At 60.8% G+C, this 15,904-nt stretch carries 17 protein-coding genes; 11 read left to right on the top strand and 6 right to left on the bottom strand.

From position 1 onward, the window contains the following. Positions 1-2: 2 nt before the first annotated feature. Positions 3-1,337, bottom strand: a complete 1,335-nt coding sequence (locus VIL80_RS05230) for an MFS transporter (RefSeq protein WP_332035094.1) — start codon at positions 1,335-1,337, stop codon at positions 3-5. 53 nt (positions 1,338-1,390) lie between these two features. Then, positions 1,391-2,188, bottom strand: coding sequence for an SDR family NAD(P)-dependent oxidoreductase (locus VIL80_RS05225; RefSeq protein ID WP_332035093.1), 798 nt, complete (start codon positions 2,186-2,188; stop codon positions 1,391-1,393). 134 nt (positions 2,189-2,322) lie between these two features. Between VIL80_RS05225 and VIL80_RS05220 the strand changes: the two genes are divergently transcribed. Both VIL80_RS05220 and VIL80_RS05215 read left to right on the top strand, forming a co-directional pair. Further along, on the top strand, positions 2,323-4,020 hold the full coding sequence (locus VIL80_RS05220; RefSeq protein ID WP_332035092.1) for a nitrilase-related carbon-nitrogen hydrolase: 1,698 nt from the start codon (positions 2,323-2,325) through the stop codon (positions 4,018-4,020). After that, positions 4,020-4,766 (top strand): hypothetical protein, encoded by a 747-nt coding sequence (locus VIL80_RS05215; protein WP_332035091.1) that lies wholly within the window; start codon positions 4,020-4,022, stop codon positions 4,764-4,766. Before VIL80_RS05220 ends, VIL80_RS05215 begins: the two co-directional genes overlap by 1 nt. A gap of 6 nt (positions 4,767-4,772) precedes the next feature. On the opposite strand, the gene VIL80_RS05210 is transcribed toward VIL80_RS05215, so the two are convergent. From VIL80_RS05210 to VIL80_RS05195, 4 genes are all read right to left on the bottom strand, one after another. Continuing rightward, positions 4,773-5,555: a GntR family transcriptional regulator gene (locus VIL80_RS05210; RefSeq protein WP_332035090.1), complete on the bottom strand. Its 783-nt coding sequence runs from the start codon at positions 5,553-5,555 to the stop codon at positions 4,773-4,775. A 69-nt stretch (positions 5,556-5,624) separates the two neighbouring features. Then, on the bottom strand, positions 5,625-6,569 hold the full coding sequence (locus VIL80_RS05205) for a polysaccharide deacetylase family protein (protein ID WP_332035089.1): 945 nt from the start codon (positions 6,567-6,569) through the stop codon (positions 5,625-5,627). Continuing rightward, the gene (locus VIL80_RS05200) at positions 6,566-7,570 is read right to left on the bottom strand and encodes a polysaccharide deacetylase family protein (RefSeq protein ID WP_332035088.1); all 1,005 of its coding nucleotides are present in this window, start codon (positions 7,568-7,570) and stop codon (positions 6,566-6,568) included. The genes VIL80_RS05205 and VIL80_RS05200 overlap by 4 nt, the downstream gene beginning before the upstream one ends. Further along, complete coding sequence (locus VIL80_RS05195) at positions 7,567-8,235, bottom strand: isochorismatase family protein (RefSeq protein WP_332035087.1); 669 nt, start codon at positions 8,233-8,235, stop codon at positions 7,567-7,569. Before VIL80_RS05195 ends, VIL80_RS05200 begins: the two co-directional genes overlap by 4 nt. Before the next feature lie 191 nt (positions 8,236-8,426). Between VIL80_RS05195 and VIL80_RS05190 the strand changes: the two genes are divergently transcribed. The 9 genes from VIL80_RS05190 (at position 8,427) to VIL80_RS05150 (ending at position 15,892) form a co-directional block, all read left to right on the top strand. Beyond that, entirely contained in the window at positions 8,427-9,092 is a 666-nt protein-coding gene (locus VIL80_RS05190; RefSeq protein ID WP_332035086.1) for a hypothetical protein, read from the top strand. A 16-nt stretch (positions 9,093-9,108) separates the two neighbouring features. After that, positions 9,109-9,777 (top strand): glutathione S-transferase family protein, encoded by a 669-nt coding sequence (locus VIL80_RS05185; protein ID WP_332035085.1) that lies wholly within the window; start codon positions 9,109-9,111, stop codon positions 9,775-9,777. 216 nt (positions 9,778-9,993) lie between these two features. Further along, entirely contained in the window at positions 9,994-10,305 is a 312-nt protein-coding gene (locus VIL80_RS05180; RefSeq protein WP_332035084.1) for a RedY/HapK family protein, read from the top strand. Positions 10,306-10,347: 42 nt separating this feature from the next. Then, entirely contained in the window at positions 10,348-11,202 is an 855-nt protein-coding gene (locus VIL80_RS05175) for an SDR family NAD(P)-dependent oxidoreductase (RefSeq protein WP_332035083.1), read from the top strand. A gap of 24 nt (positions 11,203-11,226) precedes the next feature. Next, positions 11,227-12,126: a polysaccharide deacetylase family protein gene (locus VIL80_RS05170; protein WP_332035082.1), complete on the top strand. Its 900-nt coding sequence runs from the start codon at positions 11,227-11,229 to the stop codon at positions 12,124-12,126. Then, a complete protein-coding gene (locus VIL80_RS05165) occupies positions 12,126-12,959 on the top strand; it encodes an HpcH/HpaI aldolase/citrate lyase family protein (RefSeq protein WP_332035081.1) in 834 nt (277 codons plus the stop codon). Before VIL80_RS05170 ends, VIL80_RS05165 begins: the two co-directional genes overlap by 1 nt. A gap of 20 nt (positions 12,960-12,979) precedes the next feature. Beyond that, positions 12,980-13,498: a MaoC family dehydratase gene (locus VIL80_RS05160; protein WP_332035080.1), complete on the top strand. Its 519-nt coding sequence runs from the start codon at positions 12,980-12,982 to the stop codon at positions 13,496-13,498. A gap of 28 nt (positions 13,499-13,526) precedes the next feature. Beyond that, positions 13,527-14,699, top strand: a complete 1,173-nt coding sequence (locus VIL80_RS05155) for an acyl-CoA dehydrogenase family protein (protein ID WP_332035079.1) — start codon at positions 13,527-13,529, stop codon at positions 14,697-14,699. Continuing rightward, the gene (locus VIL80_RS05150; RefSeq protein WP_332035078.1) at positions 14,699-15,892 is read left to right on the top strand and encodes a CaiB/BaiF CoA transferase family protein; all 1,194 of its coding nucleotides are present in this window, start codon (positions 14,699-14,701) and stop codon (positions 15,890-15,892) included. The genes VIL80_RS05155 and VIL80_RS05150 overlap by 1 nt, the downstream gene beginning before the upstream one ends. Positions 15,893-15,904 lie beyond the last annotated feature (12 nt).

Below are 15,904 nucleotides of genomic sequence, written 5' to 3'. Positions count from 1 at the left end.
ACTCATGATTGGCTGGTTGAAATTGCAGATCCGGGTACCTGTTGGGTCTCCGGGGTGCCTTGGTGCAGTCGCTGGCGAAGCCACAGGCTCCACACAAATACCGCAAAATTGAGTGCACCGAATAGTACAAAAGGGGCACTCGGAGAAATTTTTGCAAACAGCACGCCGCCGCCGGATGTGCCGAGCAGGATGCCGAAGGCACCGGCGACGCCGAAGAAGCCGATGGTCGCACCGCGGTAGGCTTCCGGTGCCTGCTGGCCAACCAGTGCCTGGCTGCTGACAAAGGCGCTGATCTCGGCGATACCCATCACGAACAGCAGGCCAACCACCCAGTTGGCGGAAGGGTCGGAAACCAGGAAGACGGCACTGTAGACCGCGGCGGCCAGTCCCGAGGCCATGGCTACAGCGGTGACCCGCGATGTGCGGTCGGCGATGAATCCCATCATCATGGAGCCGAGCAGGGCGCCGGCTACCGTCGCCAGTACCCTGGGCACCGCCAGCTGGAACATGGCCTCGCTGGCGCTGAGTCCGAGTTCACGGGTGCCGTACTGCACCAGCCACAGCGAGATGAAGGCACCGGTCACCGCCAGGTCGCCGCGGGAAATGAACGCGGCACCGTAGGACAGGGCGGTTTGTGGGTCGCGTGCCGCGCGCAGGCCGCCGAGCAGGGTGCTTTTGATGGATTCCCGTGTGCTGGCGGCGGCGTTGAGCAGCTTCGGCGCCAGTCCCGCAAAGGCGATGACCGCGGCAAGCAGGCCCAGTGCGCCGCCGACGGCGAAGGTCAACTGCTGTGCGGCCAGCTCATCCAGACCTTTACCGGTAAACACTCGCGGCAGGGTGGCCAGCAGCGGTGGAATAAATGCGCCGAGCGTGGCGGCCAGTGCCTGCAGACCGTTGGCGCGACCGCGGGAGTTCTCGTCCGCGTAATCCGCCACCACTGTCACCATCATGCCGATCATGGCCGCACTGCCGACTGCCACCAGCAGGCGGAAAACCACGAGCTGGGCAATCGAGCTGGCGTGGGGATAAAGGGCAAAGCCGATACCGGTGAGCGCGAGGCCAAATACGTATACCGGTCGGCGACCGATGCGATCCGACAGCGCCCCCGCGGCACCGAGCAAAAGGATGAATACCAGCTCCTGCAGGGCCCCGAGATAGCCGGTAAGCATGGCCTGGGTATCGGCCGCGATGCCCATAACGTGTAGCAGCCCCGGCTGCAGCACCGACAGAGCACCGGCATAGCCGGAAGAAATAAATACCGCAAACAGGTAGGTGGCGAAATTGCCGCGGGAGATGCTCGGTGCCAGATGGACGCCAAGCCAGTGTTGTTGCGCCATAGTCGAATGCCTCGCCTGAGCGGGATGAGTCCCGGTTATTTTTTTTGTACCGCCTAGAGTCCGTGCCTTGCGAACTGGTCTTCCCGCTTCTTGACCATGCCCACAAGCATACGCGTGGCCATCTTGCCGCCGGTCAACCAGCGGATTTTTACGCCGCTTTTATTGCACTCCAGCATTTTTCGGACCAGGAAGGCGGAAACCGTATCCACCTGATCCACAAGATTGTTCATGAACTTGCGTGAACGGGCGAAACGCTCCGGATTGGATTTCGCTTCGCGAATGATCGCCTCGGTAACGACCATGCCGGGGCGGATTTTTCCCACCAGCACGCCGCTGCCTTTCAGTTCCTTGCCCAGCGCATCGGTAAAATAATCCAGCGCGCGCTTGGTGCTGCCATAGACGCCCATCCCGGGAAAATATTCTCCGTCGCTGCCGCCACCGAGCATATTGAATATCTTGCCCTGGCCCTGCTGCTGCATGCCGGTTGCGGCCACGCGGCAACCGTTGATGGTGCCCATCAGGTTGGTGTGCACCATCGCCGCGATTTCATCCTCGGGGATATCCAGGATTGACCAACCAGTGCGGGCGAGGCCGGCGTTGTTGATCCAGATATCGACGCTGCCGAGGGAGTCGTGTGCGTACTGCCACAAGCCTTCCACCTGTTGGCGGTCGCTGGTGTCGCAGGCAAATCCCTGGCATTTGCAGGCGGGAGTCTGCAGGCGGTCGAGTGCATCGCGAACGCTTGCATCGCTGCGTCCACTGATGACGACCTTGTGCCCCTGTTGGAGAAACGCCTTGGCCAGGCCGAAGCCGATGCCCTTGGTGCTGCCGGTAATGACGATGTTGGCCATGCTGCGAGTTCCCGATGCAACTGTGAAAACGTGGTTTGGATCAGTGTAATAAAGATATATCAATAGTACAATTGGTTGTGCAAGCAAAAAGTAAGCACTATGGATTTTCACCTTGTCATCGGATGGGAGCCGCTATGCCAAAGGTCGCCGCGTTACAGTTCGCCACAGGTACGGACATTGCCGAAAACCTAAATACCTGTCTGCGCATGATTGATAGGGCCGCCGCGGGCGGCGCGCACTTGATGGTGCTGCCGGAATTCTGCAATCACATTTCCTGGTATCTGGACCGGCAGCAGGCCTGGGAGTGCGCCGTGGATCTGGAAGGGAACTTTCTCGCTGCCATTGCCGAGCGCGCGCGCCGCTACCGCAGCCACATATTGATCAACGTGTCACTGCGGCGAGAGGCACCGACAATCACGGTGACCTCTCTGCTTTACGGTCCCGATGGAAGCCTGCTCGGAGATGCGGACAAGCAGAGCCTGATGGGGCACGAAAACGATTTCTTTGTGCCGGCGACCCGGGCTGGCGGGTTGGTGGAGACCGAGCTTGGCAAAATCGGGTTTATCGCCTGTCGCGATGGCATCAGCTTTGAACCTTCAAGACGGCTGGCACTGGCCGGTGCCGACATACTGTGTAATTCCCTCAATTCCTTTGCCTTCGACGAGGCCAGCCTCCACGTGCGCGCGAGGGCTGCGGAAAGCCGCCTGATTATGGTGGCGGCGAATAAGGTGGGGCCGCTGGTGCCAGCTGCGGAGTTGCCTCAGGTCAGTGCGATGACGGCGATTCCCGAGGCGCTGCTTTACGGTGCCGGTGAGAGTCAGGTGGTGGGGCCGGATGGCCGCCCGCTTGCCGCTGGCAGGCGTGGGCAGGAGGAAGTGGTATTTGCGAACATTCCCGAGAGGGGTGAGCGATTGCAGTTGAGTCTGGGGGCGCTGGCGCGGCGCAGGCCGTCAATTTATCAGCGGCTGGCGATGGATGCGGAAGACCCCGCTCCCCATGCTGCCGAGCGCGTTGATGTGGCGTTGATAGACCCGCAGGGCGAGGGGCGGGCGGCGGTCGAGCGTGCGCTAGAGCTATTGCGTGCGCTGCCGGAAAATGTGGAATTGGCGCTGTTGCCGGCGATTTTCCCACTGCGCGATGCGGCGAAAGACTGGCCGCACACCGCGGCGCTTTGCCGTGAGGCAGAAGCGCAGTTGGTGGAGGTCTGCCGGGACAAGGGTATCCAGGTCTGCACCAGTGTTATCGACAGGGGTGAAAGCGGTTGGCAGCATCTCGGGGTGCTGCTGGATGGTAGCGGCCGTAGAATGGCCCAGCCGCAATTGCACCGATGCCCGCTGGGATTGCCACCTGGGGGCGGTGCACTGCAGCTGGCGGATTTGCCGTGGGGGCGTGTTGCGATTCTGGTGGGGGACGACAGTCTGCATCCGGAGCTCGCACGCATGGTTGCGCTTGATGGGGTTCACTGCCTGCTGATGCCGCTGGGAGCGGAAACCGCCGGGAGCGGCGGCAAGCAGCGCGATCTTCCACTGCTGTTTTCCGCTCGTGCCGCGGAAAACCGGGTGTGTGTCGCGGCCGCCGCTCACGCAGCGGAAGGCGGGATGCTGGCCACCCTTGAACGGGAGTTCACCCTGATGCAGCCGTGGCAGGAGCGCCGCTTCGACGGCAATATCAATAACCCCCTGGTTACCTTGCAGTGCGGAGAGGTCACCATCGCCACCCTGCACCCCCGCGCAGCGGCCAACAAAATGATCTCCGCCAACACGCATCTGCTGCGCAGTCGCGCGCACACATCCACCCAACGATTGCTGATGACCGCGGAAGAGGTGGCCTGATGGGCGATGGCGAAGGGGGGCAGCCTCTTGCACAGGGCGAGTATGAATACCTGTGTGACGGGGTGCCGGTGCCGGTTTCCGAACGTTGGGCTGTTTTGCGGGCGGGCGAGAAGTTTGTGGTACGCAGCGTGCGCGAGATTCCCGCGCTATCGGTTGTGATTTCGGCGCGCGCGCTGGTTGCCAGTGGGCGTATTCAGCGCTGCCTGTTGCGCTGGTGTGACGCTGGCCAGCAGCAAGCGATTGCTGTGGCCGGTTATCGAGCCGCGGAGGAGGGCAATCGTTGCGGCATATATCGCGTCCGCCGTGCCGGCGCGGCGACTCGGGGTGTTGCCGTTGACGCTGCGCTCTATTTTCCGCTGCTACGTATTTTCGCGGGGCAGCTGCTGGGAGTTTTGGCGGCCCAGGAAAATGCCGAGGCGCAGGTTCTGGTGCCGTGGATTCACGATCCGGCACAGACCGGAAAACTGTTTGAGCCGGAAGTTTCCCAGCGCCGCGTGCGATTTCTGCAAGCCGTCGAGGTTGCAGGCTCGGGTGAGCGGTTGGACAGTTTTGAATATTCTGGCGGTCGCTACGATAACGGGGCGGTTTATCAGTTGGTGCAGGGGCTGTTGCGGGAATACCGCTGGCGGCAGGGCAGCAGCGAGTGGACGGTGCGACTTAAAAACCTGCAGGGGAGGTGGCCGGGCGAGGAGCTCTGGCCGCACGCCATTGCTCCTGCATCGCCCGTCGGCCGTATTGAGGCCTGAGCGTGCTCACAGTTCGTCGGTTTTCAGATCCATCTGGTATTTGAAGCGATCCGGGTGGTAGAGCACGTGCATCAGGTCTACGAGCTGCTCTTTGCCATTGACCTTGCTGTAAGAGCGGCGCGTGAGGCTGAGCAGTGGTGCGCCCACCGTGGTCGCCAGTTCCCTGGCGCTCTCACTGGTGGCGGCCTCGGCGCTCAGGGTCTGGGTCACATGGGTAATTTCCAGTCCCTGTTTGCGGAAAATTTCCAGTCGCGGAGTCTTGGCAAATTGCTTGGCCGATACCTTGCGTGACAGTCCTGCAGTCCAGCTGACGTAATAACCGAAGGGGGCGCCATCGCGCGAGCGGGTACGCTCCAGCAGTAGTGCGGTTTCGCCGGTGCCGAGTCCCAGCTCTTCGCGAATTTCCGCCGGCGGCTGCAGCATCTCGCAGGTACGCACGTCCACGTCGGAGTGACGCGCCATGCTTTCAATTTCCTGCAGCATACCTACCAGCGGTGCTTTTACCGGCTGTTGCTTGTATTCGTAGGTAACGTGGGTGCCCTTGCCGCGGCGTCGCTCCACCAGACTCTCGCTGGCCAGCTCGTCCATGGCGCGCTTGGCGGTAATTCGGGAAACACCGAACGCATCCGCCAGTTGCAGCTCTGTCGGCATCTGGTCGCCGCGCTCCAGGGTGCCGTTGAGAATGGCATTTTTCAGCAGTGCATACAGCTGGTAATAGAGCGGCGCATGCGACTCTTCCTTAAGGGATTCCAGCTGCTGTTTGCTGAACAGTGTGTTTACGGCTTCCATTATGTGCGTCCTTCACCCGGTCGAAAGCGCATAATGATATAACATTCTATGTCAAATGCCACTCACACCTCAGGCCGGCTCGAATTCAGGTTGTGAACACTGTTGCAGCAGGGCGCCGGCCGGTGCGCTGAACACGCCGTGCTGGGCGGTAACGAATTCGAGAATGCGCTCCAGATATCCGATGCGGTGCGGCTGCCCGAGCATCCACGGGTGGATGTTGAGGGCGAGGATGCGTCCTCCCTGGTGCCGCGCCTCGGCAAGCAGGAAGCGGCTGGCATCTTCGATCTGCTCCGCGTAGGACGTTTCCGAGTGGAGGTTGTTGCGCAGGATGAACTGGTCCTCCAGCTCGGTGGACAGTGGCATGGCCCAGAGATCACCGCTGCCGGTATGGAAGCGATAGGGCATATCGTCGTTGACCCAGTCACAGAAATATTTCACCCCGTGTTCGGCGAGCAGTGCCGGGGTGTTTTCGCTGTGGATCTTGCCCGGGCTCAGCCAGCCGGTTACCTCCTGGCCGCTTGCTTTCCGCAGGGATTCCAGGGTTTTACATACCAGCTGCTGCTCTTGGTCGCGGGGCTGGCCACCGTAGTGGGGGCAATCCATATTCCAGCCGTGCGCGATAATTTCATCGCCCCGTTCCCGCAGCATGTGCATCAGGTAGGGCGCGCGCTCGGCCAGCTCGCCATTGACCGCAAACGTCGGGCGCACGCCGTAGCGGTCCAGTGCGCGCAGAATACGGAAGATGCCCACGCGGTTACCGTAGTCCCGCAGGGAAAAATGCCGCAGGTCCGGGTAGGGCATGGTCATGCCGCCGGGTGGTGGAAACGGAATACCGCGCTGGTTGAGCGGGAAAAACTGCAGGCTGACATTCACCCACAGCGCGAGCTTGCCCTCGGCCCATTGCACGGGCTGGCGATCGGTGAGCATCTGCCAGTCGTAGTGAGTGTGATCCATGCCGTAGTGGCGTTCGGGATAGTTGAGATGCTCCGGCCCCAGGCCTTTCTGATTGCTCATGGGCAGGTTACCTCTTCGCTGGCCAATGGGCGCTCGGTAGATGCGTCCTTGGCCTGGATGTCAGCACGCGCGGCATCGTAACAATGCTGCAGATAGTATTCGGCAATTTCCCGACCGGTGGTTACCCACACATCGGAGTGGCCGGTAATGTATTCGAGGGCCTCCTCGAACGCGCGCAGCCGGTGGGGGCAGCTCACCTGGTAGTTATGGGTGGGGATGCACATGACGGTACCGCTCTCAGCACCTTCCTGATACAGACGGTCGAAATTTTCTTTCAACATCTGGCCGTAGCGGCGCGGCTCCACCTTGTTCACCACATAGGCGATGGTGTCGTTCATTTCCAGAGAGTAGGGCACCGAGACAAAACGTTTGCCGCTGCGCAGGTTGATCGGGGTGGGCTGGTCATCGTGGAACAGATCGCAGGTATAAAACCCGGCGTCATTCCCGAACAACTCCGTACCCACTTCCGCAAACAGGTCCAGGGTGTCTTCCGAGTGGGACAGGGCCGGCGCCAGGTAGCCGGCACACTTCTGGCCGGTATGGCGATAAATACTTTCCATCGAATCGCGGATCATGTCGCGCTCCTGCTCGGTCGACATGCCGTAGGTGTAGCGCGTGTTGTAAATGCCGTGGCTGAAAAATTCCCACTGGCGCTCGCGACACAGCTCGATGATTTCCGGGTGGTGATCGCAGAGGGCGGTGGACAGGGAGATGGAACCGCGCACCCCGTATTTGTCGAGCACTGCCATCTGGCGCATATGACCCACGCGGTTGCCGTAATCGCGGATGCTGTATCCGGGGACCGCGGGGTTCGGCTGTGGCCAGGCCTTGCGGTGCGGGTTTGCCGGCGGATTCAGCTCGTAAAATTCAATATTGGGCGCGACCCAGAACGCCACCTTGGCGCCGTTCGGCCAGGTGATTTTGGGTCTCTGGTGATAGGGCCAGTAATCGTAGAAACCGGGATCGGCCTTTTGCTGTTTCTGTGCGTTGCCGGCTGTCATTGCTCGCCTCGCTCCAGCCACTGGAAGACTTCTGCCACGTCCACCACGTCGGCATATTTCAGTGAGAGATCGGTCAGGTTGGCGTAGTGGTAGCTCTCGTGCTTATCGGCCACGCACTCCTCGGGAACAATGGTGCGGTAGCCACGGGAGAGGCTGTCTACTGCGGTGGCGCGGATACAGCCCGAGGTGGAACCGCCGGTCAGGATTACCGTGTCTACCTGGTGCCATACCAGCAGGGATTGCAGCTGGGTTTCAAAAAACGCACTGGGCATTTTCTTGCAGTAAATAACATCGCGCTTGTGGTCGATTTCAAGTCGGTCATCGAACTCGCTGCGGGTGGAGTCAAACTTGATATTCTGCAGGGAGTCCGGGGTGTCGGTACGGGTACCCCAGATGCCGGCGTCTTCGCCCGAGTCCATATAGGCCACGTGGGTCCACACCACTGGCCAGCCCTTGCTGCGGAAACTTTTTGCCAGTTCGTTTACGTAGTGCAACTGGTTCGGGTCGGTTTCGTAGGCGGTCTTGAAAAGATCGGTGCGAGTGTAGGCTTTCTGGGGGTCAATATTGACCAGAACTGCCTTGCGCCCGAATCCGAAACGCTTGCGCGCCGGGTTGGCTTTGATTTCCAGGTAGAGTTCTTTGGCCGTTTTTGTTGTGGTTTCCATGGGCTGCCCCCAAGAGGTGACTGGATTGTTGTTGTTTTAATTGTATTTGTTGTTCTAATGGTATATCAATATATCTATTGCGACAATGTGAGCCGGCTGCCGGGCTGGTGCCCGCAGGCCGTTTGCCGTTATTGTTTTGGCAATGTTGCCTTTGACGACATTCTTACCTCAATCAATAAGAATTAACCAGCATGAGCGCGTATCTGTTTGTAAAGCTGTTGCACAACCTGTGCTTTGTCTACTGGCTTGGGGGCGATCTCGGCACGTTTTATGCGAGCCGTTATGTGACCCGCCCGGACCTGTCGCCGCAGGCGCGGAGTACCGCACTGACCATCATGATGGGTTGTGACCAGGGGCCCCGTTTCTGTATGCCCCTGATACTGCCGTTAGGGTTGCAGCTCGCCCATATGAGCGGGCAGATGCCGGTGCCGGTGGTGTGGCTGTGGCTGGCGTGGGCCTTCTGCCTCGGCTGGCTGTTGCTGGTGGCTACCCTGCATTTCGCCCACGGCAAGGCATTCGTGCCGGCGCTCACCCGGTTCGATTTTTATCTGCGGGTCGGCATCATCATTGTGTTGCTGTCGCTGGCCGGCTACGCGCTGGTCACCAAGGTGATCCTTGCGTCAAACTGGCTTGCCATCAAGCTGGGTATCTTTGCGCTGCTGGTCCTGTGCGGACTGATGATCCGGGTGCGCCTGAAAGCATTTGGTGCGGCCTGGGGGCGCTTGATGTCCGGTGATGACAGCGATTCTGTGAACCAGACCATTCGCGGCTCCATTGCATCCTGTCGGCCATTTGTTTACCTGATCTGGGTAGGGCTGCTGGCGAATGCCGCCTACGGCCTGCACCTGATTTACTGATTGCGGGAGATTTGCCGTGAAACTGTATAACCTGCCTCACTCCCCCTATGCCGCCCGCGTGCGGATTCAGCTTCGATTGCAAGACCTGCCGGTCGAGATACTGCCGCCGCCGGTGCCCCTGCGTACGGAAGCCTTTATGGAGCGTTTCCCGTTGGGCAAAGTGCCGGTACTGGAGCTCGACAGCGGGGAAACCGTTGCCGAAAGCTGGGCGATCATGGAATACCTGGCTGAGATCGCTTCTGGCGATGGCTCCGGCAGCGCTGCGGCTCTGGTGCCCGAGTGCGCTCTGGGGCGCGCGCAGATGCGTATGCTCGGGCGCTACGCGGATCTGCACCTGGCGGTGAATGCACTGTTTCCGCTATTCCGCGCGGCCATGGGGGCTGCGGGCGATACTGCCGGGATAGCACAGAGCCTGCGCGGTGAGTTGGCCAAGGGTGAGCGGCTGCTGGCCAGTTTCGGTGACGGGGCGCGGCCACTGCACCTGGGGGATATCGCATTGGCGCCCACCATGCTCTATCTGCATGAGCTGTCGCCACTGGTGGGCATTACCGACCCGCTGGCGGAATTCCCTCGTCTTGCGGGCTGGTGGAAGTGGGTCAACGGTATTGCCCCGGTGCAGGAGGTGCTGCACGAGGTGCGTGTCGCCTATCGTGCCTTTATTGAAGGTCTCACCGCCAAGGCATAAGGCCGGGCGGGTGATGGCCCATTCCTTTCCCCTCGTGCGCGCCTGCAGGTGCGCACGATCATTTATTTCCTTCCCGTATCGGTCCTTTTGCCGGTGAAGTGCGAGCCTTTTCGCAAGATTCCGGGGTAGTGCGCGCCGCATTAAATGTTATATTGACATAACATTAGCTCAAGAATAGGATGATCCCACCAAAGATCATCAGGCGGAGGCGCTACCGTGACTACCACTATCGTTGTGCTGTTCAACCTCAAGCCGGGCGTCAGCCCCTCGGATTACGAGCAGTGGGCGAGGACTACCGACCTTCCCACCGTGCGCAATCTCAACTCCATCGACCAGTTTTCCGTTTTGCGCACCACCGGCCTGCTGGGCTCGGACGTGCCGGCGCCATACCAGTACGTGGAATTGCTGGTGGTGAAGGATATGGAACAGCTGGGCGCGGATGTGTCCAGCGAGACCATGCAGAAGGTCGCGGCGGAGTTCCAGCAGTTTGCGGATAACCCGCAGTTCATGCTGACCGAAACCGTCTGACCAGAACCCGTCGCAACAGAGACTTTGCCGAGGAGGCGCAGCATGACAGAAGTGCAGGGCAAGTATCCCGAACTGGCGGGCAAGGTGGCGGTGATCACCGGTGCTGGCCGCCGCAAGGGGCTCGGTGAGGCCATGGCGAAGCGTCTGGCGGCGGAGGGCGTCAAGGTGGTGCTGACCGATATCGGTCACGCCGCGGGCGACAACATGCCGGAACAGGCGGTGGGCACCAGTGCGGAGATGGAAGAGATCGCCGCGGAAATTCGCGCGGCCGGTGGCGATGTGGCCACCTATGTCTGCAATGTTCTCGAACCCAGGGAAGTGCAGGCGGCGGCGGAGTTTGCCCTTGGCCATTTCGGCAGTCTGGATATCTGGGTCAACAACGCCGGTATCGGCTACCTGATGGAGCCGATCGTGGATATGGCCGTGGACAAGTGGGATGCGGTGTTGGGTGTGAACCTGCGCGGCGCCTTCCTCGGTATCAAGTATGCGGCTGAGATCATGCTGCGCCAGGGACGCGGGGGCCGAATCATCAATATCGGCAGCCAGGCATCCAAATCCGGCTTTGCCCATGCCGCGGCCTACACCGCGTCCAAGCACGGCATGGTGGGTCTGACCCGCTCTGCCGCGCAGGAACTGGGCGCCCACGGCATCACCGTAAATACCATTTGCCCGAACCACGTGACCACTGGTCTGGGTGCCTGGCAGAACGCGCATTTTTCCGAGGTGACGGGCAAGGGCTACGACCGCTACATGGACGACATGCGCGCGCGCATACCGCTGGGACGTCCGGGGCTGCAGGAAGATACGGCCAAGGCCTGCGCGTTCCTCTGTTCCGATGAGGCGGCCTATATCACCGGTGAGTCGATGAACGTCTCCGGCGGTGAGGAATATCACTGAGTGACTGAAGGGGTACTGTCAGACATGAGTAAAACTGTTAACTGGCCAGGGGATGCCCGCCTGGCACTCTCGATTGTGGTGAATGTGGAGGAGGGCTCGGAGAGCACCCTGCTCGACGGTGACCGCGGTCCGGAGCCAGTGGATGAACTCGGTGTGGCGCCGCGCAAACCGATCCGCGCGCACGCCAACGAGAGCAATTACGAGTACGGAATCCGCGAGGGCTGGCCGCGCATTCAGGCACTGCTGGAGCGTTTCCAGGTGCCGGCCACCTTCTGCGCGGCGGCAGTGGCGCTGGAGCGTGCGCCGCAAATCGCACGTTTTATTGCCGACGGCGAGCACGAAGTGTGCAGCCACGGCTATCGCTGGCAACACCAGTTCGGTATGGATGAGGGCACCGAGCGGAAATTTATTCGCGATGCCATTTCATCCATCACCAAAACCACGGGGCAGCGCCCGCGTGGCTGGCTGAGTCGCTACCTGCATACCGACAACACCCGGCGTTTGCTGCAGGAAGAGGGCTTCGATTACCACATGGACGACTACAGTGCCGATGAGCCGTTCTGGGCGCCGGTGCAGGGGTCGGATAAACCCATGCTGGTGCTGCCGTACGCCATCGACTCCAACGACATGAAATTCTGGACCTCGCCGTCCCTGACGCCGCAGGCGTGGCTCGACTATGCCTGCCGGACCCTGGATACATTGCTGGCAGAGGGCGCCAATCGCACGCGCATGATGTCGCTCGGCCTGCACCTGCGCATTATCGGCCGCCCGGGGCGCATCGGTGCCCTGGAAGAGTTCCTGCGCTATGCCAATGCCCAGGACGGTGTCTGGTTTACCACCCGCGCTGCCATCGCCGATGCGTTTGCCGCGCAGGTGCCGGCAAGTCAGGTGCGTGAACCATTGCGTGGCTGGGAGCACTTCTGATGTTTAACGCGCGCAGCCTGTTGTTTGTACCCGGGCACCGCCCGGACCGATTTGAGAAAGCACTGGATAGCAATGCCGACTTGGTGTGCATCGATCTTGAAGATGCCGTGCCGGTAGCGCAGAAGGCGGACGCCCGCAGCGCAGTGTGCGAATTTCTCGCGCGCTGTGAGCCGCCTGTACTCGAGCGGCTCGTGATTCGCATCAGTGCCGCAACCAGTGACGAGGGCAGGGCAGACCTGCACGCGCTTTCCAGTGCACGTTTGCCGGCACGCTTGATGCTGGCGAAAACCGAAAATGCCGAGGAGATAGCCGAAGCGGCGGGCCTGCTCGGGCAGCCGGTGCGCTGGATTGCACTGATCGAGAGCGCATCCGGCCTGCTGGGGATGGAAGCCATCTGCCGCGACAGCGTGCTCGACGCGGTGATGTTTGGCGGTGGTGATTTCGCCGCACAGGTCGGCGCCGAGTTTGCGTGGGAGCCGCTGCTGTGGGCGCGTTCGCAAATGGCGGTGATCGCCGCGGCCTATCGGCTGCCGGTGATCGATGTGCCATTTCTGGATGTGCGCGATCCCCAGGGACTCGAGAGCGAGACCCGCCGGGTAGCTGCGCTGGGTTTCTCCGCCAAGGCGGCGATTCACCCTGCGCAGATCGATGCCATCCACCGCGGCTTCGCGCCTACTGCCGAGGCCCTGGGGCAGGCGCGGGAAATCGTGCGCGCCTTCGAGCAGGCGCAGGGTGGTGCTGTCGTGGTGGACGGGCGCATGGTGGATCAGCCCATCGTCGACAGTGCGCGCAAACTGATTGCGCGCGTGCGTACCGAAAAAGAATTTGTGTAAACCGCAGTGGAATCTTAGCTATGGCTGGAGAAGTAAAGCAGGTTGGTGAAAACCGCTACCGTGAGACCTTTGGGCGTTTCTTTGACGATTTCAAAGTGGGCGATATCTACGAGCATCGCCCGGGGCGCACCATCACCGAAACCGACAATACCTGGTTCACCCTGTTGACCATGAACACCCACCCCGCGCATTTCGACAAGGTATATGCGGCGGGTACGGAGTTTGGCCAACCGCTGGTATGCAGTCCCTTTACCGTGGCGTTGATGGTCGGCATGAGTGTGACCGATATCAGCCAGAAGGCCGTCGCCAACCTGGGTTGGGACGATATTCGTATGACCGCGCCCTTGTTTGTGGGCGATACCCTTTACGCGGAATCGGAAGTACTGGACAAGCGCGAGTCCAAGTCGCGCCCCAACCAGGGCATCGTTACCGTGCGCACCCGCGGCACCAAGCAGGACGGCACCGAAGTGTGCTCCTTCGTGCGCAAGGTGCTGGTGTGGAAGCGCGGTGCCGAAATGGAAGACAAGGTCAATTATTGATCCGGGCGAGCAGTAACAGGAGACAGCAATGAGCTGGACCGCAGAAGACGAGGCCGCGATTCTCGATACCATAGATCGCTTCGTGGCCAATGAAGTCGCACCGATTGCGCGGGAAAAAGATCTCGCCGACGAGTATCCCCACGAGCTGGTGGAAACCATGAAGTCCCTGGGACTGTTCGGTGCCACCATCGGTGAAAACTATGGTGGGCTGGCACTATCAGCCAGCACCTATGCACGTATCGTGCAGAAAATTTCCGCGGTGTGGATGGCGCCCGGTGGCATTTTCAATTCCCACCTGATCATGGCCGCCGCGATTGAGCGCTTTGGCACCGAAGAGCAGAAGCAGCGTTTTCTGCCGCTGATGGCGGAGGGCACCCTGCGCGGCGGTATTGCACTGACGGAGCCCAATGCTGGCTCCGACCTGCAGGCGATCCGCTGCGTGGCCAGACGCGATGGCGACGGCTATGTGGTCAATGGCAGCAAGATGTGGATCACCAATGCCCTGAATGGAAACTGCCTGGGCTTGCTGGTGAAAACGGACCCCAATGCGGAGCCGCGGCACCGTGGCATGTCACTGTTTGCGATTCGCACCAAGGATGATGCGGGCAACCTGCTGCCGGGAATCACCGTCAACAAGATCAAGAAAACCTGCTACCGCGCGATCGATACCGCTGAAGTGGTGTTTGAGGATTTCCGCGTGTCTGCGGAGGACCTGATCGGTGGCGAAGAGGGGCGCGGCTTCCACATGTCGGTGGGCGGCCTCGAACTCGGCCGCATCAACGTGGCCGCGCGCGGTGCCGGTATTGCCCAGGGCGCACTGAAACTGGCGGTACGCTATGCCACAGAGCGGGAAACCTTTGGCAAGCCGATTATCCAGCACCAGGCAATTCAGCTGAAACTGGGTGAAATGGCGGCGAAGGTCGAAGCCGCGAAACTGCTGGTGGAGCAGGCCGCGCGTATGTACGACAGCGGTCAGCGCTGCGACATGGAAGCGGGCATGGCCAAATATTTTGCCAGTGAGGCCGGCGTGTTCTGCGCCCAGGAAGCCATGCGTATTTTCGGCGGTTACGGTTTTTCCACCGAGTATGAAATCGAGCGCTACTACCGCGATGCCATGCTGATGTGTGTGGGCGAGGGCACCAACGAAATGCAACGTATCATCATCGCCAAGCAGTTGGCGGCGCGTGAGGCGGCCCTGTAATGCAGACGAAGCCACTGGCGGGCATTCGCGTCATTGCCGTGGAGCAGTATGGAGCCGGTCCTTTCGGCTCCATGCAGCTGGCGGACATGGGTGCCGAAGTCATCAAGATCGAAAACCCCACTACCGGCGGCGATATCGCCCGCCAGTCCGGCCCCTATTTTCTCGGGGATAACGACAGTGATTTTTTCCAGACCTTCAATCGCAACAAGAAGAGCCTGACGCTCGACCTGAAAAGTGCGGAAGGGCGGAAAATTTTCGAGCGCCTGGTGCAGAGCGCCGATATCGTGATGAACAACCTGCGCGGCGACCAGCCGGCAAAACTGGGGCTGGATTACGACAGCCTCGGTGCGGTAAAGCCGCAAATTATCTGTGGTCACCTTTCCGCCTACGGTCGCGACAATGATCGCGCCAGCTGGCCCGGATACGACTATCTGATGCAGGCGGAAGCGGGATTTATGCACCTGACCGGTGAGCCGGGCACGCCGCCTGCGCGCTTCGGCCTGTCGATGGTGGACTTCATGAGCGGGGTGACCCTCGCCATGGCCGTGCTTGGCGCACTGGTCGGCGTATTGCGCGGCGCCGCCGGGCGCGATGTGGATGTAAACCTGTTTGATGTCGCGGCCACCCAGCTGACCTATCCCGCCACCTGGTATCTGAATCGCGGTCATGAAACTGCCCGTGTACCGCGTTCCGGCCACCCGTCGACGGTACCCTGCCAGATCTATCGCAGTGCGGATGGCTGGGTATTTGTCATGGCGATGACGGAGAAATTCTGGCAGATCCTGGTGGAGGGGCTGGGGCGCACGGATCTGCTGGCCGACGAGCGCTTTGCCACGGTCGCAGCGCGGCGCCAGCATCGCGAGTTGCTTACGGAAATTCTGGATGCCGAGTTCTCCAGGCATCCCAACGCCCACTGGATGTCGATGTTTGCCGGTCGCCTGCCCCTGGCTCCGGTGAACAGTTTTGCCCAGGCCATGGAGAATCCCTGGCTGGCACAGACCGGCATGCTGCAGTCGCTACCACATGTTGACAATAGTCAATTCAGGCTGCTGGCAAGCCCGTTAAAATTTGACGGAAACAGGCCCACTGGAACTGGCTGTTCTGCGCTCGGTGCAGACAGCGATGACCTGCTAATCGGGCTCGGATATTCCGCCGCAGAAATCGCAGCGTGGAGGAACGGGCAGGTTATCTGAGTTGGGCGTCAC

The organism is Microbulbifer sp., from assembly GCF_036563125.1.
Taxonomy (GTDB): domain Bacteria; phylum Pseudomonadota; class Gammaproteobacteria; order Pseudomonadales; family Cellvibrionaceae; genus Microbulbifer.
Note: the sequence above shows the minus strand (reverse complement) of the source record. Positions and strands in the feature narration are given on the sequence as shown.

Coding starts and splice junctions, on each gene's coding strand:
- VIL80_RS05230 (WP_332035094.1), bottom strand. CDS start 1,337: ATGGCGCAACAACACTGGCTTGGCGTCCATCTGGCACCGAGCATCTCC.
- VIL80_RS05225 (WP_332035093.1), bottom strand. CDS start 2,188: ATGGCCAACATCGTCATTACCGGCAGCACCAAGGGCATCGGCTTCGGC.
- VIL80_RS05220 (WP_332035092.1), top strand. CDS start 2,323: ATGCCAAAGGTCGCCGCGTTACAGTTCGCCACAGGTACGGACATTGCC.
- VIL80_RS05215 (WP_332035091.1), top strand. CDS start 4,020: ATGGGCGATGGCGAAGGGGGGCAGCCTCTTGCACAGGGCGAGTATGAA.
- VIL80_RS05210 (WP_332035090.1), bottom strand. CDS start 5,555: ATGGAAGCCGTAAACACACTGTTCAGCAAACAGCAGCTGGAATCCCTT.
- VIL80_RS05205 (WP_332035089.1), bottom strand. CDS start 6,569: ATGAGCAATCAGAAAGGCCTGGGGCCGGAGCATCTCAACTATCCCGAA.
- VIL80_RS05200 (WP_332035088.1), bottom strand. CDS start 7,570: ATGACAGCCGGCAACGCACAGAAACAGCAAAAGGCCGATCCCGGTTTC.
- VIL80_RS05195 (WP_332035087.1), bottom strand. CDS start 8,235: ATGGAAACCACAACAAAAACGGCCAAAGAACTCTACCTGGAAATCAAA.
- VIL80_RS05190 (WP_332035086.1), top strand. CDS start 8,427: ATGAGCGCGTATCTGTTTGTAAAGCTGTTGCACAACCTGTGCTTTGTC.
- VIL80_RS05175 (WP_332035083.1), top strand. CDS start 10,348: ATGACAGAAGTGCAGGGCAAGTATCCCGAACTGGCGGGCAAGGTGGCG.
- VIL80_RS05170 (WP_332035082.1), top strand. CDS start 11,227: ATGAGTAAAACTGTTAACTGGCCAGGGGATGCCCGCCTGGCACTCTCG.
- VIL80_RS05165 (WP_332035081.1), top strand. CDS start 12,126: ATGTTTAACGCGCGCAGCCTGTTGTTTGTACCCGGGCACCGCCCGGAC.
- VIL80_RS05160 (WP_332035080.1), top strand. CDS start 12,980: ATGGCTGGAGAAGTAAAGCAGGTTGGTGAAAACCGCTACCGTGAGACC.
- VIL80_RS05155 (WP_332035079.1), top strand. CDS start 13,527: ATGAGCTGGACCGCAGAAGACGAGGCCGCGATTCTCGATACCATAGAT.
- VIL80_RS05150 (WP_332035078.1), top strand. CDS start 14,699: ATGCAGACGAAGCCACTGGCGGGCATTCGCGTCATTGCCGTGGAGCAG.